This is a genomic window from Candidatus Thiosymbion oneisti, from assembly GCF_004359955.1.
GTDB lineage: Bacteria > Pseudomonadota > Gammaproteobacteria > Chromatiales > Chromatiaceae > Thiosymbion > Thiosymbion oneisti.
Genome location: NZ_SMSC01000012.1, coordinates 95,269 through 113,451, shown reverse-complemented (window position 1 = coordinate 113,451; position 18,183 = coordinate 95,269). Strand labels below are relative to the sequence as shown.

13 protein-coding genes, 4 tRNA genes and 1 pseudogene are annotated in these 18,183 nt (G+C 58.5%); 16 read left to right on the top strand and 2 right to left on the bottom strand.

Annotated elements, in window-relative coordinates:
- Positions 1–274: 274 nt before the first annotated feature.
- The 5 genes and pseudogenes from E1958_RS08805 to E1958_RS08785 form a co-directional block, all read left to right on the top strand.
- A pseudogene (locus E1958_RS08805) lies at positions 275–1,057 on the top strand (transposase); the annotation flags it as partial.
- A 161-nt stretch (positions 1,058–1,218) separates the two neighbouring features.
- A complete protein-coding gene (locus E1958_RS08800) occupies positions 1,219–1,695 on the top strand; it encodes a GNAT family N-acetyltransferase (protein WP_089724188.1) in 477 nt (158 codons plus the stop codon).
- A 619-nt stretch (positions 1,696–2,314) separates the two neighbouring features.
- On the top strand, positions 2,315–2,773 hold the full coding sequence (moaE, locus tag E1958_RS08795) for a molybdopterin synthase catalytic subunit MoaE (RefSeq protein WP_207787835.1): 459 nt from the start codon (positions 2,315–2,317) through the stop codon (positions 2,771–2,773).
- 844 nt (positions 2,774–3,617) lie between these two features.
- Positions 3,618–4,286 carry a Bax inhibitor-1/YccA family protein gene (locus tag E1958_RS08790; protein ID WP_133511544.1) on the top strand — a complete coding sequence of 223 codons (669 nt, stop codon included), beginning with the start codon at positions 3,618–3,620 and terminating at the stop codon, positions 4,284–4,286.
- 75 nt (positions 4,287–4,361) lie between these two features.
- Positions 4,362–4,547: a hypothetical protein gene (locus tag E1958_RS08785; RefSeq protein ID WP_133511543.1), complete on the top strand. Its 186-nt coding sequence runs from the start codon at positions 4,362–4,364 to the stop codon at positions 4,545–4,547.
- Positions 4,548–4,863: 316 nt separating this feature from the next.
- Here the strand turns inward: E1958_RS08785 and folD are convergent, their stop codons facing one another.
- Positions 4,864–5,733: a bifunctional methylenetetrahydrofolate dehydrogenase/methenyltetrahydrofolate cyclohydrolase FolD gene (folD, locus tag E1958_RS08780; RefSeq protein ID WP_133511542.1), complete on the bottom strand. Its 870-nt coding sequence runs from the start codon at positions 5,731–5,733 to the stop codon at positions 4,864–4,866.
- Positions 5,734–5,899: 166 nt separating this feature from the next.
- On the opposite strand from folD, the gene E1958_RS08775 reads away from it, so the two are divergent.
- From E1958_RS08775 to E1958_RS08750, 6 genes are all read left to right on the top strand, one after another.
- Positions 5,900–5,976, top strand: a tRNA-Pro gene (locus E1958_RS08775).
- Between the two features lie 52 nt (positions 5,977–6,028).
- Positions 6,029–6,105 (top strand) — tRNA-Arg (locus E1958_RS08770).
- A gap of 176 nt (positions 6,106–6,281) precedes the next feature.
- A tRNA-His gene (locus tag E1958_RS08765) sits at positions 6,282–6,357 on the top strand.
- A gap of 128 nt (positions 6,358–6,485) precedes the next feature.
- Positions 6,486–6,561: transfer RNA gene (locus E1958_RS08760), tRNA-Lys, on the top strand.
- A gap of 39 nt (positions 6,562–6,600) precedes the next feature.
- On the top strand, positions 6,601–7,656 hold the full coding sequence (locus tag E1958_RS08755; RefSeq protein WP_133511541.1) for a 1-phosphofructokinase family hexose kinase: 1,056 nt from the start codon (positions 6,601–6,603) through the stop codon (positions 7,654–7,656).
- 504 nt (positions 7,657–8,160) lie between these two features.
- Positions 8,161–9,219 carry a MaoC family dehydratase gene (locus E1958_RS08750; protein ID WP_133511540.1) on the top strand — a complete coding sequence of 353 codons (1,059 nt, stop codon included), beginning with the start codon at positions 8,161–8,163 and terminating at the stop codon, positions 9,217–9,219.
- Positions 9,220–9,335: 116 nt separating this feature from the next.
- Here E1958_RS08750 and E1958_RS20230 read toward each other — a convergent pair whose 3' ends face one another.
- Positions 9,336–9,485: a hypothetical protein gene (locus E1958_RS20230; RefSeq protein ID WP_208108582.1), complete on the bottom strand. Its 150-nt coding sequence runs from the start codon at positions 9,483–9,485 to the stop codon at positions 9,336–9,338.
- Between the two features lie 354 nt (positions 9,486–9,839).
- Between E1958_RS20230 and E1958_RS08745 the strand changes: the two genes are divergently transcribed.
- The 5 genes from E1958_RS08745 to E1958_RS08725 all read left to right on the top strand — a co-directional run bounded on the left by E1958_RS08745 (position 9,840) and on the right by E1958_RS08725 (position 18,050).
- Positions 9,840–10,646, top strand: coding sequence for a ParB/RepB/Spo0J family partition protein (locus E1958_RS08745; RefSeq protein WP_133511539.1), 807 nt, complete (start codon positions 9,840–9,842; stop codon positions 10,644–10,646).
- 826 nt (positions 10,647–11,472) lie between these two features.
- A complete protein-coding gene (locus E1958_RS08740; protein WP_133511538.1) occupies positions 11,473–12,834 on the top strand; it encodes an AAA family ATPase in 1,362 nt (453 codons plus the stop codon).
- Positions 12,831–13,721 carry a DUF3226 domain-containing protein gene (locus E1958_RS08735; RefSeq protein ID WP_133511537.1) on the top strand — a complete coding sequence of 297 codons (891 nt, stop codon included), beginning with the start codon at positions 12,831–12,833 and terminating at the stop codon, positions 13,719–13,721. Before E1958_RS08740 ends, E1958_RS08735 begins: the two co-directional genes overlap by 4 nt.
- A 367-nt stretch (positions 13,722–14,088) precedes the next feature.
- Complete coding sequence (locus E1958_RS08730; protein WP_133511536.1) at positions 14,089–17,247, top strand: efflux RND transporter permease subunit; 3,159 nt, start codon at positions 14,089–14,091, stop codon at positions 17,245–17,247.
- A gap of 491 nt (positions 17,248–17,738) precedes the next feature.
- Positions 17,739–18,050, top strand: a complete 312-nt coding sequence (locus E1958_RS08725) for a hypothetical protein (protein ID WP_089724181.1) — start codon at positions 17,739–17,741, stop codon at positions 18,048–18,050.
- The last annotated feature ends 133 nt before the right edge of the window (positions 18,051–18,183 follow it).

Here is an 18,183-nt window from a genome sequence, read left to right as displayed (position 1 = left end):
GGGTGGCCAGGCAGGTGCTCACCACATCATTGATGCGATTCGCTGCGCTCACCCGTCCAATCTACATACTTCGCCATCTCTCGGCTCGTTCCCACGCTCCAGAGACTGTGAAAGAATTCGCCCTTGGTCATGGCGAGGGTAAGCTCCCGGTCGAGTTCGATCCGAGAGGGTGAGATTGATGGCGAGAGGTTTCAAGCCAGGCGTCGCCCGTGCCCAGGCAGCATGCCTGCCCGCCCGGATTGAAGACTAGGTCAGCGAAACCAACCGCGTTCGGGCGCTCGACGCCTCCGTCGGCACACTCGACTTGCAGGCATTGGGGTTTAATGCTCCTGGTGATCTCACTCCCGGTCAGCCGGCGTTCGATCCTGCCGTGCTCCTTAAGCTTTATGTTTACGGCGATCTCAACCGCGTGCGCAGCTCCCGGCGTCTGGAGCGTGAGTGCTGGCGCAACCTGGAGTTGAGCTGGCTGCGGGAGGGATTAGTCCCGAGCTACCGCACCAGCGCTGAGTTTCGACGGGTCAACGGGAGCGCGTTGCGGGCGGCGAACCGTGATTTCGTCGTGCTGTGCCAAGAGCTGGAGCTGCTGGGCGCAGAAACGATCGGCATTGACGGTTGGTTTTCTCACGCCAGCGCCAGTGACGCCAGCATCACGCCGAAGAAGGGCTTGGAAGCTGAACTGAAGCAGATCGAGCCTGACCTGGACGCCGACACCCAGTGCCTGGATGCCAACGACGCGCAGGAAAACCAGGCCGGCGACCGGTTGGGTGAAGACCCCACACTGGCGAGCAAGTTGGAGGAACTCAAGACGCGCCAGGCCCGCCAGCAGGCGCAACGCAAGCAGCTAGAGGAGAGCGATGAGACCCAACTCTCATGCACCGACCCCGATGCGCGGGCCTTGAACAAGGGCAACCAGCCTGTGACGGGCTACAAGGTGCAAGGTTGCGTTGACGACAAACACCAGCTCATTGTGCATCATCAAGTCACCAACGCCGGCAATGATCGGAACCAGCTCAGAGGCTGTCTAAAAACTAACCTATTGATTTTCTACTGGCATTGATTTTCGGCTGGCTCCCCACGCTCCAGCGTCGATTAAGCGCCTGGTAGGCTAACAGCCAACGCCTATCAGCACGGAGAAGCTGCGTCCGCTGGAGCGGACAAGACGGCGTTCCCACGCTGGAGCGTGGGAGAGCGCGAACCGGTAGAAGATGACAGGCGACCATGTCTATAACGATAAGAGCCTACAGAGTAGAAGATGCATCGCGCTTACGTTCTATTTTCTATCACACCGTGCATCACATCAATAAAGCCCATTATACCAAAGAGCAGTTAGATGCATGGGCACCTTTGTCATCACGCAATCCTGATAGCTGGCTAAACAAATGGGCAACAACGCCGCCGTTTGTGGCGATTATACAAGACAACATAGTAGGTTTTGCACAAATTGACAAAAAGGGTTATATTGATACATTGTATGTACATCATCGCTATCACCATAAAGGCATTGGGTCCAGTTTAATGAGAGCAATGATCGATTGGGCAAAGCAACAATCCATCCATCGGATTTATGCCCATGTGAGTATCACAGCACGTCCTTTTTTTGAGTCAAAAGGTTTTACTGTTGTTAAAGGACAAACCGTTACAGTACGAGGTGTAGCGATGAATAATATAATCATGGAAAGCCATATTAGCTCATGAGATTAGATCACTTATTAGCTTTGATCAACATAATCAATCGTAAGCGTGTTAGGACCGTAGCGGGCTAAGCGTAGGATGGGCAAAGCAAGCGCCCGACAAGAGGGTCCAAGGTTTCGGTCACTGCGCCGAGGTTTCCGAACCGTAGCAGCTTGATAGGATGCACAAAGCGAAGCGTGCCCATCAAATCTCTTTTTCGCCCCGACGGCCTTTTGGAGTGTGGCGGCAACTGGTGGGCCCAGTGCCTCGGGTGATTCCTCGATGATTGGCTGGTCGCACTAGTCTGGCAGCCGGCACCAAGCCGCCGCCGCTTTGGATCAGAAGCGCCCAACAACCAAAGCGCCGTCGCCGCGCCGCGTGGGAAACGCCACACCACTGATCCTTGAGCAACGGTCGTGGTCGTAGCGTGCACCGTCGCAGGCCGCAATCCGGTTGCGGCGCTTTGCCGGCGCACTCCAAAGGATCGGGCCGATTACCCGACTGCTCCTATTGACTTACCCGCCAACAGCTTGTTTCAGCGATGTTTATCATTCGGTTGCCCTGCTAAATTAGTGTCCATTCGTGTTCATTCGTGGTTCCCTGTAGCATACGCCTCTGAACTGCCGCCTCGGAGCCGACAGATATGATCGATGTACGGGTCCAAACCGAGCCATTCGATATCGCCGCGGAGCAGGAAGACCTGTGGCGCGGGCGGCCTCAGGTCGGGGCCCTGGTGACTTTCGTGGGGCTGATGCGGGATATGAACCAAGGCGAGCGGGTAAGCCGGATGATCCTGGAGCACTATCCGGGGATGACCGAGAAGGCCCTGATCGCCATCGCCGAGGAAGCGGGCAGGCGCTGGGACCTGCAGGGGATTCGGGTCCTGCACCGGGTCGGGGAGCTCAGGCCCCAAGACCCGATTGTCCTGGTGGCCGTAACTGGCACCCACCGCAGCGAGGCCTTCCGTGCCTGCGAGTTCCTGATCGACTACTTGAAGACCCGTGCCCCCTTCTGGAAAAAGGAGATCACCGACCAGGGCGAGCACTGGCTGGACTCCCGGACCTCGGACGCGACGGCGGCGCGGCGTTGGGAGCAAGCATAGCCTTTGGCCTCTTGTGCTTCCAGCTTCCAGTTGCCGGCTTCCAGCAATGACGGAATCGTTTGAACCGAAAAGGCGTAAAGGATGCAAAGATTTCTTTGGATTACACGGGTTTTCACAGAAATGAATTCGCATGATTCCGACCTGGTTCCGTGAACTAAATGAGCCATTCATAGAATAATCCCTTTATAAAACAACAGGATAATGGAAAAATTCATTCATTTTTGGACTCACCCAGCAGGTGAAATAGCCAATCTTTGAAAATCCAAGTAAAATCATAGAGTTAACCGAAATCCTGGATTTTATCTCACGGATTCACGTCCGAGTTTCATCCGCACCGCTCACCGGCATGATCTTGCATCGGGATCGACTGCCCCCAAATCGGCTTTGAGAGGGATACCGGATGTATGCTCGGACCGATGTACAACTGCTTGCAGAGTGGGGTTACGGAAGGCGAGGGGCCTCTATCGGGTCCGAGCGCAACGCAGCCCCGCCGTCGGATACCGGCATGCATCGCTCATCGGGACGGCAATCCCCGGTGTGATAGGCGGGCGGGCGCGTGCAGCGCGACGGAAAATCCGGGTGTGAGTGGGAGCAAGCCGCTTGCAGTTCGGTCCAGCTTCGGTATGCTTCAAACTTAGGGATTCGACGCTGGGCTATGTCCGCTATGATTTAGGGGCAGGGATGTCCGGCCGTGTCCGATCGCATCACCGTTACATGCAACGAAGACATGCCGCAAAATCGGAAGCCCACTTTCGATTGCGTATATTGAAAGCCCCCGTGGAAGGGGTTCTTCAAGGTCCTCATAAGACACCGGGTTGCTTCAACTGGAGGAGTGAGAAAACCAATGCCTAACACCGACTACACCATCGCACACGGCTCCGCACGCGCGGTCGCCACGAACAAGGTGTTGAAAAACACCTATATGTTGCTTTCCGCCACCCTGGTCTTCAGCGCCCTGATGGCGGGCCTGTCCATCATGCTGGCGGTTCCGAGTTGGGTGTACCTGGTCTCGGTCATCGGCGCCATGGTGCTCGGTATATTCGTATTGCCGCGGACCGCCAATGCCAGCACCGGCATCGGTATGATCTTTCTGATCACCGGCCTGCTCGGATTCGGGCTTGGTGCCATCCTGACCGCGTATCTCGCCCTGCCCAAGGGACCCCAGATCATCGGCACGGCCTTCGCCGGCACGGGCCTGATCTTTCTGGGTCTTTCCGGCTATGCCCTGACCAGCAAGCGGGATTTCAGCTTCATGGGCGGCTTTCTGTTCGCCGGCATCATGGTCGTCTTCATCGTCGCCATCGCCAACCTCTTTCTGGCCCTGCCCGCCCTGTCGCTGGCTATCTCCGGTGCCATCATCCTGCTCATGAGCGGCTTTATCCTCTTCGATACCAGCCGCATCATCAATGGTGGCGAGACCAACTACATCATGGCTACCTACGGGTTGTACCTGAGTATCTTCAATATCTTCATCAGCCTGCTCCAGATTCTCGGCATCATGGGCGATGAATGACGGACTGATCCGCAACCTGTGATCAACCCCGGCCCCGGTGCCGGGGTTTTTCGTTCCTAAACCGGAGGTAAACCGATGGATCTGTTCCTCAAGATCATCGCGGCCGCAGCCATGGGCATGATGGTCTTCTACGCCTGGCGGGCCTACCAACACTGGCAGGAACAGGGCCCCACGGCCCGGAAGGGAGACTGGCAGGCAGTGCTGCTGCCCCTGACCTTGGTGGTGGGGCTCGTCGTCCTGTTGATTGCAATGGTGCGGTAGGGTAGGCTCGAGCCCGTAGGATGGACGTAGGATGCGGTGAGCGCGGTTGGTTTTTCAGAATAGCACCATGAGGAGACGCGAACCGCATCTAATGATGCGGGCAGCGAACCGCACCTTTGGATAGCAGCCCGCGTAGAGCGGGAGAGCGCAGCGCATCCCGCCTTCAGCCGCTCACCGTATCATCGATGCGGTTCGCGCCGCCCGGCAGTGCTATCCTGAAAAATTTCCCGCGCTCACCGCATCCTACGCCCTTTGTCCGACCGACCCGACGACTCGCTTCCAGCCACATCCGGTCCCCCGAACAGCGCCAAATCATTCAGGATTGCTGTTGCCTTCCGGCATGGAGCTGGGCGGCTTGCAGAGTGTTCTCCAGCAGGCTCGCGATGGTCATGGGGCCGACGCCGCCGGGGACGGGGGTGATCCAGGCCGCGCGCTTGCTCACACTCGCGAAATCCAGGTCCCCCACCAGCTTGCCTTTATCGGTGCGGTTGATGCCCACGTCGATGACCACTGCGCCTTCCTTGACCCAGTCCCCCGGGACGAACTGCGGTTGACCCACGGCGGTTACCAGGAGGTCGGCGCCGCGGGTCTTCGCCGCCAAGTCCTTGGTGTAGCAGTGGCAGATCGTAGTGGTGCAGTGGGCGGCCAGCAGCTCCAGGGCCATTGGTCGGCCTACGATATTGGAGTCGCCGATGATCACGGCGTCCAGCCCTTCGAGCTTGCACCCGGTGTGTTCCAGCATGGTCATGATGCCTTTGGGGGTGCAGGGACGCAGTACCGGCATGCGCAGCGCCAGTCTGCCGATGTTGTAGGGATGGAAGCCGTCGACGTCCTTGGTAGGCAGGATGCGCTCGATCACTGCCTCTTCGTCGATCTGGTGCGGTAGGGGGAGTTGGATCAGGATGCCGTCGATCCGCGCGTCGGCATTGAGCGCGTCGATCAATTCCAGGAGTTGTCCCTGGGCGCTGGTGTGGGGCAGCTCGTGCAGCTCCGAGTGGAAGCCTACTTCCACGCAGGCGTTACGTTTGTTGCGGACGTAGACAACGGATGCGGGGTCCTCGCCCAAGAGCACCACGGCCAGGCCGGGCCGGCGGCCGCCATCGGCAAGCAAGGCATCGACTTTTGCCTTGAGTCCGGCACGGATGTCCGCGGAGATGGTCTTGCCGTCGAGGATTTGTGCGCTCATGGGGCCTTACGTATCTTTATCGATACCGGAGGTTCGCATCATAGCCTCGACGCGGGCCTTTGCAAGGCAGGTTAGGCGTTCCGGGCAGATAGAGCCGGTTTGACGGAATCGAAATGGCTGGGTATCATTTTTTAGTTTTCGTGGCAGGACCGTGTTCCGAGGGCAGCGGGGTATGGCGCAGTCTGGTAGCGCACCTGCTTTGGGAGCAGGATGTCGGGGGTTCGAATCCCTCTACCCCGACCACTAAGACGATTGATGGGAAACGGCATACCGGTATTCCCATAAGGTGGTTCGGGCCCCGGTAGCTCAGGCGGATAGAGCAAGAGCCTTCTAAGCTCTGGGTCGGGGGTTCGAGTCCCTCCCGGGGTGCCAAGTGAGTAGGGTAGGGCAGGGACGATGCTCCGAATTTTCGGCGTAGCTCAGCTGCATGAAGGCATCTTGTCCAGGGTGGATAAGCGCAACCGAGCGAATACCCGGACGAGAAGTCCAGGCGGGGTTGAGCCTTAGCGGGGAATTGTGCCGGGAAGGGTAGCGACGGATTTCCGATGGTGGACGTAGCTCAGTTGGTAGAGCACAGGATTGTGGCTCCTGTGGTCGTGGGTTCGATCCCCATCGTCCACCCCAGTGCGTCCCAATGGTCCCGGTGCGTCCCAGTAGGGGGCCGTGAAAAATCCTATCCCGGAGATTTGCTCGTAAAGTCTGGTTTCCGAGTAGCTTTGCATTAGGGACCTGAGCGCTGCATTCCCGCCCAAGGGCCGTTAGCTCAGCTGGTAGAGCAGTGGACTCTTAATCCATTGGTCGTAGGTTCGAATCCTACACGGCCCACCAATATTTTCGATGAGCTATCATCGTTGAGACGATACCGGCATGTCCCGGATCAAGCGTGTCGTCAGTACTCACCCATGCATACAAGCCCCTCTCAAGAGGGGCTTTTTTGTCGGTGCTCCACCTCTGTCCGGTAAAGAAACTCGCCGCATCCTCTGCGTAGGCGTCACGCCCTGTCTGCAACGGACGATACGATTCTCGAGTCTCCAACTCGGCCAGGTGAACCGGGCCCATTCCGTCGCCGTTTCATCTGGAGGCAAATCCATCAATGTTGCGCGTACCTTGAAGGCGCTAAAGGAATCTCCCTTGGTAGCGGGATTTGCCGGTGGTGAAACAGGCAACACAATGGTTTCGTTTTTGGAGGAGATGGGGATCGAAACCGACATCGTTTGGACAGACCAACCGACCCGTATCTGCACGACGCTCATCGACAGAACGACTGCCTGCGTTACGGAACTGGTGGAGGAGGCGCCGCTTCCCACGCCGGACGAATGGTCGGCGCTTGATGAGAAGCTTTCATTACTTCTGGCGGAAAGCGACATAATGGTGGTGGCAGGTGCACCTCCACCCGGTTCACCTGAGGACGTCTACGCCAGGTTCGCCTGCAGGGCGCAAGCATCGGAAGTGGCGGTGTTGATCGATGCCCGCGGCGAAGCGCTGATGCAAGCGCTTGCTTACTTGCCGGTGCTGGTGAAGCTGAACGATCAGGAGCTTGTCGCTACCTGCGGGAGGCCGATTGATACTGAGGGAGCACTCCGTGAAGCGGCGCAGATGCTGATAAGCGGGGGCGCCCAGTGGGTCCTCGTCACCCAAGGAAAGAAAGACGCTTGGCTGCTGAACAAAACCCTTGCTTGGCACTTCACGCCACCAGCGGTCCACGTCTTGAACACAGTTGGGAGCGGCGATGCAACGACAGCAGGCATTGCTGCCGGACTAGTCCGCGGTCAATCCATGCCGGATGCCGTGCAACTCGGGATTGCGTGCGGTTCCGCGAACGCTACGACGCTCACCCCCGGCGACGTGGACGCCGATCTGGTAAAGAAGCTTGTCCCTGAAGTGGGTGTTGCGGGCAGTAAGCTAGAGCCTGTTGACATTTAAATCCGAACGGCTGATTTCAGGCGTTGGGAACATCGAGCCAGGTTACAGCGGGAGGGTGTCGCAAAAGCCCGTCCATGGGCCGTTGCGGGGCGGAAACGGAATAATGTGATCTCCCGTTTCCTTTTTTCTTCTGCATCACACAAAGACACCAAGCCACAAAGGGGTATAAGGATTGAGAGAAGAACGACAGCAATGGCGGAGAATGCTTCGTGTCTTTGTGGCTTGGTGTGAGAAAAATGAAAAAAATCAATCGGCGGGATGCGCTGCGCTTTTCAGCCCGACTTGAGTCGCACCCATTACGACACCCTCGGCGGGAGAGGGGCTTTTGCGACACCCTTCAAGGAGAGGGGCTTTGCAGAAGGAACCTCAGTCGCGTCTTGAAGCGCCGATTGTCACCGATGAGAAGCAGAAATAATCTGCGGAATCTGCGGAATCTGTGGATTAAAATAGTCCCTTCCTTCATCGTCAGGTTAGGCGACTCACGCTTGAATCCAGGGGAACACAATGAGCACAAAGACGAATCCCGGTAACTTTTTCGAGGATTTTCGCATTGGGATGAAGATCATCCACGCCACGCCGCGCACCATCACGGAGGGAGATGTGGCCCTCTACACGGCGCTTTACGGCTCCCGATTCGCGGTCCAGTCCTCCAACGCTTTCGCCGCGGCCATCGGGCTACCGCGCGCACCCCTGGACGACCTGCTGCTCTTCCATCTGGTGTTCGGGAAAACGGTGCCGGACATCTCGCTCAACGCCATCGCCAACCTCGGCTATGCCTCCGGACGCTTCCATGCCCTGGCCTATCCGGGGGACACCATCCGAACCGTCTCCGAGGTGATCGGCCTCAAGGAGAACTCGAACGGCAAGACCGGCACCGTCTATGTGCGCTCCGTGGGCACCAAGCAAGGGGGCGAGACGGTACTCGAATATGTCCGTTGGGTGATGGTACGGAAACAGGACCCCGGTGCTCCGCCCCCCGAGCCGGTGGTGCCCGAGCTGCCGCAGGCGGTCCCCGTCGCCGACCTGATCGTACCGGACGCACTGGACCTTTCCGGTTACGACACGGATCTGGCCGGGAGCGCCTATTTCTGGGACGACTATGAAGAAGGCGAGAAGATCGATCATGTGGACGCCATGACGGTGGAGGAGAGCGACCACATGATTGCCACCCGGCTCTACCAGAATACCGCCAAGGTGCACTTCAACCAGCATACCGAAAAGGATGGCCGCTTCGGCAAGCGGATCGTCTACGGTGGTCACGTCATCAGCTTGGCACGCTCCTTTGCCTTCAACGGCCTGGCCAATGCCTTCAAGATCGCTGCCATCAACGGCGGGCGCCACGTAGCCCCCATCTTCGCCGGCGATACGGTCTACGCCTGGTCCCAGGTCTTGAGTAAGGACGCGCTGCCGGGCCAAACCGATCTAGGCGCCCTGCGTTTGCGTCTGGTCGCCGTGAAGGACCAGGATTGCGCCGCCTTCCCCTACCGAAACCAGGAAGGGAAATACGACCCCGCGGTCGTGCTGGATTTCGACTACACCGTCCTGATACCGCGAAAACGCTAGCCCGCGTATCTCATAGGCCTGTCTATCTTTAGGAAATTGCCGTCCTGGTGGAACGCAATTGTTCAACCCCTACTGTTTTGCTATCCATGGCACCTGGATTCCGGCACTGCCAGACGCTACAGACAAGGGACAGCCATGCTCAGGAAGTCCCGCTGCCGCCACGGGTCGAAGATTACGTCAGCCAGACCAATCTCGTTCGGGCAATCGAGGCCTCCGTTGATACGCTCGACCTCCAGGCGTTGGGCTTTACCCATTTTCAAAGACATTGGTCCATCTATCACCCGTTCAGTCCATGAAAACGGGCACAAAAAACAGCCGGAATCTAAAGACGAAACCATAGTACATCATTTCAGCATATTCTGTATTTTTAAAAGTCAGTAGGATGGAGAAACCAGCGTGCCTACTAGGGGCTGTTGACATTTAGATCCAAGTGACTGATTTCAGACGCAGGAAGATTCGAGCCCTCAGCTCTGAAGGATTGCGGTTATGATCGGGACGCCCCTTCTTCAGCCGCAAATGAACGCAAAAAACGCAAATTCGGAATCGATTCAATTACCCGCAATTGGATCAAGAACAGGACCGTAGGCTGGCGAGGATAAACCCTGGGCGGAGGACGATCGATGCAAGAAGATCAGCAATCTACTGATGCCAAGATCAAGCGGGTAAGCCTCAAAAACCTGTGGCCGGACCCGAACAACTACCGGCTCATCCACGAGCCGGAGTACGTCGAGGTTACCGACGATCGGATCAAGGACAAGGCCGTAGCACGCCGCACCGCCCGGTTGTTGGCGGGGGAACGCAACCAAAACATCCGGGATCTGATCGAGAGTTTCCGCGCCAACGGCTATTTGCCCGTAGATCAGATCCAGGTCCGCGCCCTCCCCGATGGTGGTTACTTGGTCGTGGAGGGCAATCGGCGGATTGCCGCGTTGAAACACCTGTCTCAGGAGTACGAACAAAAGGGGGTCGATCTCGGCCAGCTTGATCCCGAAATCTTCAGCCGCGTGCCGGTGGTCCTCTACGAAGACGCGGACGAGTTCCATCATCTCACCCTGATGGCACTGAAACACATCAGCGGTAATAAAAAGTGGGGCGAATGGAACCAGGCCAGGCTGCTGGAAAGGATGTATCGGGAACACCAATGCAGCGAAGACGAGATTGTCCGCCGCATCGGGGTATCAAAAACGGAACTGAGGCGTAGCCTGCGCGCCCTGGCGCTGGTGGAGCAATATCGGGCTTCCGATTACGGTGACCAGTTCTCGGAGGCAATGTTTCCGCGCTTTCGGGAAACGGTCCGCAATCAATCACTCAAAGCTTGGTTGGGATGGATCGATGATAGTGCGGCGGATTACTATCGGGCCGAGAACAGTCAGAACTGCGAAAAGTTTTTTTCTTGGTTGTCCCGCGAACCCCTCATCGATCCTTAAGATAAGGCGTCGCGGCCAGGGGAAAGCCTTGTCGCCGCGACACGGGGGGAACCCGGTGCTCGGCTTCCCGGCCAACCTCCGCCTGGGGTAAGTACCGTGCCGAATCCAAAGCGGCGGCAAGCGCGTGCCGCTTGGTCGCCTTGTGGTAACACCAAACCCGACAGACTCCCGTCGTTGCCAGGGTAAACAATGCCGCCGCACTCCAAAGGGGCTCGTCGGTCCGAGGCGGAGCCTCGCTGGCTTGTGTAAGATGCGGTGAGTAACACGAACCGCATCGACATGGGCCGAGCGGTCGGATGCTTACAGCCAGTGTTTCGGGTTCCCGCCGGTTTGCCATCCCTGGCATCCGGATTCCGGTGTCCCAGCCGGAATGACGGCCTGAGGTTTTCGCGTGCACCGGCAACGCGGCACGGTCGGGTCGGCTGGATGCGGCTATTTCTCAAGTGCAGGCGATGGCGAGGAGGTTATCCTGTCGACCAAGTGTGGCGAAGAAGGATAGGAGCCCGTAGGGCGGGTCAGGCGCATGCGCCAAGCGCCGCCGATTGCCGCGGCGGTGGGCGCGCCGTCACCCGCCGGATGGCGGCCTGTAGGTCGGGTCAGACCAGGCCCCGTCCCGACGCAGGAGGGAGCCTGGCCGCACCCGACAGATGGGGCTGGCATACGGCGGATGGCGCAAGCTTATCCGCCCTACGCGGGCTTCCAGCCGCCAATGAATGCGAGTCGACGCAGATCGTCGCAATCGGCTCGTCATCATTGAACGTTCTTGATCCAATTTTTCAGCCGCAAATGAACGCCAAAAACGCAAATTCGGAATCGAATAGAAGACATGCCATCGAAGACACAACCACAAAAAACCTGGCCGTCCTGGCTCATACTCGTTGGCTTTGTCACCGCCATTGTCGTGACCATAGCACTCATCACCTGGGTCATGGGTACCCATGTGCTGGTGGATCTCTTGCTCTCCTCCGTACTGATAATCTCGCTGGTCGGTCTGCTGCTTATACTTTTTATATTCTGGCTGCTGCGTCGAATATTCTGGGTGCTGCGTCGAATCCCCCGTCCGGTGTGGAAGTCTGCCCTGGAAAGACTAATCCAAGACACTGTGGATCGAACCGAGGCGGCCAGTCTGATTGGGGTGGAACAACGGCAGGTCTTTCATGACCAGACCGACCGGCATTTCTCGTCGATTACCCTGGATGCCTACAGAAAGTTTCAGGGATTGGAAATCAATAAACTATCGAGAATCAACCTCTTTGCCGGCGTCAACAACAGCGGCAAGACCACATTGCTCGAGGCCGTCTATCTGCTGGCGCGCCAAAACGATTTCGATGGCTTGGTCGAGGTCATCCGCCGGCGCGGTAAGGTCCCGCAAGATCGGATCGATACGGAATGGCTGGTGGAACAGATCAGTGATGACTTTCACATCCGCGGTGTTTTCGAGAACCAACCAAGCAGCGTTTCGATCCGGGCCTACGAGGAGACAGAAGCCGGCCTAGACAAATCCCGCTACATCAAATCGGTCGAGATCGGTACGGAATTCGGCGACGTCGAGCAGGAATCCGTTACCCATATTTTCAAGGGTCGGGACCGGGAGACCCAGGCCCATTCCATCCGCCTGTTGTGCCCGGTCGTCTACAGCAGCCCCTTCTTTCTCAATGAGCCACATCACTACACTTCGTTTTATTACAAGAGTGCACAATCCAAATCGTTGCCGAAGATCTTCGAGTTCATCAGGGGGGCAATACTGCCGACCCTCAAGGACATTCGCTTGGTGGACGAACGCCGGCGCTTTCTGGTCGATGACGAGGAGTTTCCCGACTCGCTCGATCTGACGGATTATGGCGAGGGCCTGCAACGGATCTTCTTTATCTCCCTCCTGTTCGCATCGGCGGCCAATGGTGTGCTCCTGATCGATGAGTTCGAGAATGCCATCCACACGGAGCTGATCGGCCGTTTTGCGGGATTCATCCACCGGTTGGCGGAGACCTTCAATGTGCAGGTGTTTCTGACTAGCCACAGCAAGGAGTGCATCGATGCCTTTGTGACCGACGTACCGAACCCGGACGATTTCTCCTTCTACGCCCTGGTTCCGTCTGCGGACGGAAACATTGCCGTGCGGGAGTTTACCGGCGGTAAGTTCCAAAGGCTGCTCGCGGCCGGGGACGTGGATTTGAGGCGGGCGCGATGACCCGGAAAGTCAAGGCCCTCCTGGTCTTCTGCGAAGGCCCGCATGACGTGGCCTTTGTGCGCCGCGTACTTAAGCATTGCCTCGGCTTTACCAAGGTGGAGTGGAAATTCAGTGAGTTCCCCGCGCCTTTCAACAGCCTTTTCAAGACGAACGTCGAGAGGCACGCGGCTCAGGATCTCAGTCTCGACATGGCCCATAAATTCTTTCTGCCGGATCGCGTGTTGCGGCGCGAGGATGTCATCGCACTGGTCTTCAATTCGGGTGGAAAGACCAAGCGGCAAACGATTGTCGATTTCCTATCGGGGTTTCTTTCGCTTTTCGAGCATGCCGCTGTCTTTCCCGACCGAGCGGATGCGATCGTGACGCAGGCCCGATTCCTTTTCCTGTACGATGCAGACGATTTGGGTGTCGAGAAGATTCGTGAGGATGTAAAGGCTGATTTCGGTTCAATTGATGATAAGCCCTGGCTCGTCGATGGCTGGCAGATCGACGCCGCTGATCCCGCGGGTGCGATTGCAGGGGATAAGGCACTCTACGTCTGGAGTGGGAAAAGTGGACAAGGGACGCTTGAAGACATCCTGATGCCGGTGTTGCGCAAGTCGGAGCCGAAGCTTTCGGCTCATGCCGAGAGCCAGCTCGAAACGCTGTTCACCTGGGAAACGGAGCACGAGCGCAGAACGCGCTCCATTGCGGAGAGAACGAAGAAGCACAAAGCGACCATCACGCTGGCAGGCCAGCGGGAAAAACCGGGGATGTCGATGAGCGTCATCCTGGATCAGACCCAGGTGTTGAAAGACGATATCTTGGCGATGGATACGCGGGTTGCGTCTTTCGCTCGCTACCTTGCGTCCTTTATCGATGTGGGTCCACAGGTCGACAAAAACTGAGAGACTGTCCTTTCCCTCGGTTTACCGTCCCTGGACGACTTAAGTTCATGTTGTTGGGCACGGCGCAATCGAGACCGGTGACTTGATCGCCGACCCGAGAGCAGGCGCCTTTGCCCAACCTACGGGCTGTTGACATTTAGATCCAAGTGACTGATTTCAGATGCAGGAAGATTCGAGCCCTCAGCTCTGAAAGATTGCGGTTATGATCGGGACGCCCCTTCTTCAGCCGCAAATGAACGCAAATGGGTGGCAAAAGATTACATTCTCTTTTCTGTCCACAGATTACGCAGATTCTCACAGATTGCTTCGTTATCCATTTGCGTTGATTTGCGTTCATTTGTGGATAACTCCTCCGTGAAGATAGCACATGCGACCTGTCGTCCGTTTCACCCTGGGCCAGCGGGTCCTGTTCAACCTGCTCTTCGTCCTGCTGACGGTAGCCGGGGCCTTTGCGGTCGGCCGCATCTCGGTCGAACGCTACCCGGAGATCAACTTCGGGAAGGTCGTCATCAATACCTTCTACCCCGGCGCCTCACCCCAGGACGTCGAGTCCCTGATCACCATCAAGATCGAAGAGGCCCTGGAGGGACTGGAGCACGTGGAGTTCATCCGCTCCAGCTCGGTGCGGGAGCGCTCCGCGATCCTGGTCAAGTTCCGCGACGATACCGACTACGCCGCCCTCTACGACGAGCTGCGCTTCCGGGTGCTCGGGATGCTGGAAGAGCTGCCGGCGGGCATCGATCCACCCCGCTTCGATCTCATCGAGACCTCTACCTGGCTGCCGGTGGTAGCCGTCAATCTGGTCGGCGAGCGCTCCAACCGGGCCCTGACCTTGATGGCCGAGGAGCTCCGGGTTCCCCTGTCGCGCATTCCCGGCGTCATCGAGGCGGCACTCGAAGGTGAGCACCAACGCGAGTTCCATGTCTATCTGGATCCGCACCGGCTCAGCGCCCGGGGTGTGAGCTTCGAGGAAGTCGCCCAGGCGCTCGCGGATGCCAACCTGACTATCCCCGCCGGCGACTATCAGGACGGCTCCGGAGCATTCGTGGTCCGGGTGGACGAGCGCTTCCGCTCCCGCGAGCAGGTGGTCGCCACCCTGATCCGACGCGACCTGGACGGGTCCTTCGTGACCCTGGAGGACCTGATTTCAGAAGCCCGCGTCGGCTATCGGGACCCCCATATCATCACCTCCGTCAATGGTCGGGACTGTGTCACCATCAAGGTCCTCAAGGCCCCCGCGGGCAACGCCCTGACCATCCACCAGGAGGTCCGGCGCATCGTCGCGGAGTACACTCCCAGCCTGGCGCGCCAGGGGGTAGAGATCATCCTGACCCAGGACTCGACCATCTACATCGAGGCCTCCATGAGCACCCTGGGTTGGAACCTGGCCCTAGGGATCGTCCTGGTGAGTCTGATCCTCTGGTACTTCATGGGCCTGCGCAACGCCGGTCTGGTCACCGTGGGCATCCCCTTCGCCTTTCTGGTGACCATGATCCTCATGGAGCTCACCGGCAACTCCCTGAACGAGATCACCCTGTTCTCCTTCGTGCTGATATCCGGGATCGTCGTCGACGATGCCGTCGTGGTGGTCGAGAACATCTACCGCCACGTCCAGCAGGGCGAACCCCTGGAACAGGCCATCATCGACGGGACCGCGGAGGTGATGCTGCCGGTGATCTCGGCTACCGCCACCACGGTAGCGGCCTTTCTCCCGATGTTGATCATGACCGGCTCTACCGGGGAGTTCTTCTCCCTCATCCCCAAGGCCGTGAGCTTCGCTATCGTCGCCTCCCTGTTCGAGTGCCTGTTTATCCTGCCCCTGCACTATCTGGATTTTGGCCCCCGTCCCAGACACGGCGGCACACCGCTCTCCGAGCGGGACAATATCCTGCTGCGGATTCTGCGCCGCGGCACCGACGGCCTGATCCGGCTCACCCTGCGCTGGCGCTATCTGAGCCTATCCCTGGCCTGCGTCGCCTTCCTGGTCTCCATCGCCATCCTCGGGGTCTCGATCGCTGGCCTGGCGCCCCTGATTCGGATCAAATTCTTCCCGGACGACTATAGCCTCTACTACGCCTTCATCGAGGGTCCGGCCAACACCACCATCGAGCGCACGGACGCGCAACTGCGGGAGATCGCCCGCTACATCATGGCCGACGGTCCGGGCTATGCCCGCTCGGCGGCCGGCTTCGCCGGCTTCGTCTTCAACGAGGACTATGAGCAGGAGTTCGGTCACAACCTGGGTACGGTCACGGTGCCCCTGCCTGATCGGAAGGTGCGCGCCTTCCAGGATCCCATCGCCCACCTGGATGCCATGCGCAAGCGCCTGAACGAACGCTTCGCCGGGGAAGGATTCGAGATTCACATGCGGGCCGAGAAGGATGGGCCGCCCACCGGCAAGGACGTGAATATCCAGATCGTCGGCTCCAACGAGCGCGCGGTACTGGGGCTGGCCGATGAGTTGCTGCGGGCCCTCCGGGAGAACCCGGAGCTGGGTCCTCACCTCACCGAGCTTACGGACAATCGGGGCCGACCGGCCCGGGTATTCCGGCTCGACGTCAACGCATCCAAGACCCGGGAGCTGGGATTGACCCCAGGGGACGCCGCGCGGCTGGCCGCCGCCGTGCTGGACGGCCGCTACATCGGCGACTACCGCCTGAGCGACGAAGAGGTGGACTTCAAGCTGCGGATCGATCCGGCCTATATCGACGCCCCCGAGGCGGCACTCTCGATCCCGGTCCGGGAGCACCCCTCGGGGCCCGTACACCTGGGGGATCTCGTACACCCGGTGGTCGAGATCCAGTCCGGCGAGCTCAAGCGCTACCGCGGCCAACGCAGCTTAGCCATCACCGCCAACATCAGACCTGGGGCCCCCATCTCCTCACCCCTGGTAGCGGCCTGGGTCAAGCAACACTATGCAGAGGTCCGAGACCGGTTTGCCGGCGCCACCCTGGTCTTCGGCGGTGAGTTCGAGGAGACCCAGCGTTCCTTCGACAGCCTGACCCAGGCCTTCGGGCTGGCGGTGCTGCTGATCTACCTAATCCTGGCTACCCAGTTCAAATCCTATCTACAGCCGCTGATCATCCTCTCGGCGATCATGTTCGCCATCACCGGCGTGGTCTTCGGCACCCTGGTTACCCAGACCTTGTTTACGGTCAACAGCTTCATCGCCGTCGTGGGCGTCACCGGCGTGGTGGTCAATGATTCCCTGGTCCTGCTCGACTTCATCAACCGCCGCTACCGGGCAGGCAAGACGCGCAGGGAGGCGGTGACCGAGGGCGTCCACGTGCGCTTGCGCCCCATCGTCCTGACCACCCTCACCACGACCTTGGGTCTGCTCCCCATGGCCTTAGGCATCCCCAGCTATTCCCTCATCTGGGGCACCATGGCCTCGGCCTTCGTCACCGGCCTGGCTACCGCCACCTTCCTTACCCTCTTCATCGTCCCCGTCGCCTGGGATCTGCTCATGGAAACCAAGGAGCGGAGGGCGGCCAAGCGGGAGCAAAAGACTGCTGCTGGTGCTTGAGGGCTCCCGAAGGCCATGCAGAACCATGAATAAACACGAATTCACACTAAAACCTACGGGCTGGGAGCAGGGTTGGGGGAGAGGGGATCAATCCGCAGATTCCGCCGATTTCCGCAGATTATTCGTGTTAATTCGTGTCCATTCGTGGTTCCCCTTGTCGGGTACAATAAATATGCTTTGTTCTCCATAAAATCCGTATGTGGCGTAATCGTTCAGCTCCCCTCTGGATTTCGGCTTGATGCGAACATAACTCCTTGCCTGTCATTTCGAGCGTAGCGAGAAATCCTTGTCCCGACGGAGGGGGGATCTTATGCTCAAACAACACTGTTACTTCGTAATTATTCAGACCTTCACTGTTTTGCCGTCCATGACATCTGGATTCCGGCACTCCCTGCCGGAATGACGGGGTGGGGGCTGAACCATTACTCCACAGTAGTTAGCCGTGGTTTCTTTCTCGGTCTGAACCTTAAGAACGACCGCCGCATAAGAACATGGGATTTGATACGGAGCCGACTGGCTACGAGAAGACCATCCTGTCGGATCTGCAGGGCGCTTGGCAGTGCCTGCGCGGGGAAGTGGCCGAGAATCCGGGGTTCAATGGCTGGGAACGGGCGATTTTTCACATCGATGAGGCCATGAGCTGGGAATCCGTGCGCAACCTCCGCCGGATGCAGCGAAGCCTGATACTCGTTCGCAATATCCTTCAGCAGACCGACGTACCGGATGATGTGACCGAGTGCCTGGAGGCAGTGAGCGAGCTTATGGACGAAACGCTTGAAGCGCTCTCAAGCGGTGAAATTTGACCTATCGGTAGTCTTATTCTATCACGCTCGTTCCCAGGCTCCAGCGTGGGAACGCCGTCTTGTCCGCTCCAGCGGACGCAGCTTCTCCGTGCTGATCGGCGTTCTGGCGGTTAGCCATTCGCGCTTAACTGAC

What these genes read in the sequence shown, in the direction of transcription:
- E1958_RS08800 (WP_089724188.1), top strand. Translation starts at nt 1,219, where the DNA reads ATGTCTATAACGATAAGAGCCTACAGAGTAGAAGATGCATCGCGCTTA.
- moaE (WP_207787835.1), top strand. Translation starts at nt 2,315, where the DNA reads ATGATCGATGTACGGGTCCAAACCGAGCCATTCGATATCGCCGCGGAG.
- E1958_RS08790 (WP_133511544.1), top strand. Translation starts at nt 3,618, where the DNA reads ATGCCTAACACCGACTACACCATCGCACACGGCTCCGCACGCGCGGTC.
- E1958_RS08785 (WP_133511543.1), top strand. Translation starts at nt 4,362, where the DNA reads ATGGATCTGTTCCTCAAGATCATCGCGGCCGCAGCCATGGGCATGATG.
- folD (WP_133511542.1), bottom strand. Translation starts at nt 5,733, where the DNA reads ATGAGCGCACAAATCCTCGACGGCAAGACCATCTCCGCGGACATCCGT.
- E1958_RS08755 (WP_133511541.1), top strand. Translation starts at nt 6,601, where the DNA reads ATGTCCCGGATCAAGCGTGTCGTCAGTACTCACCCATGCATACAAGCC.
- E1958_RS08750 (WP_133511540.1), top strand. Translation starts at nt 8,161, where the DNA reads ATGAGCACAAAGACGAATCCCGGTAACTTTTTCGAGGATTTTCGCATT.
- E1958_RS20230 (WP_208108582.1), bottom strand. Translation starts at nt 9,485, where the DNA reads ATGTCTTTGAAAATGGGTAAAGCCCAACGCCTGGAGGTCGAGCGTATC.
- E1958_RS08745 (WP_133511539.1), top strand. Translation starts at nt 9,840, where the DNA reads ATGCAAGAAGATCAGCAATCTACTGATGCCAAGATCAAGCGGGTAAGC.
- E1958_RS08740 (WP_133511538.1), top strand. Translation starts at nt 11,473, where the DNA reads ATGCCATCGAAGACACAACCACAAAAAACCTGGCCGTCCTGGCTCATA.
- E1958_RS08735 (WP_133511537.1), top strand. Translation starts at nt 12,831, where the DNA reads ATGACCCGGAAAGTCAAGGCCCTCCTGGTCTTCTGCGAAGGCCCGCAT.
- E1958_RS08730 (WP_133511536.1), top strand. Translation starts at nt 14,089, where the DNA reads ATGCGACCTGTCGTCCGTTTCACCCTGGGCCAGCGGGTCCTGTTCAAC.
- E1958_RS08725 (WP_089724181.1), top strand. Translation starts at nt 17,739, where the DNA reads ATGGGATTTGATACGGAGCCGACTGGCTACGAGAAGACCATCCTGTCG.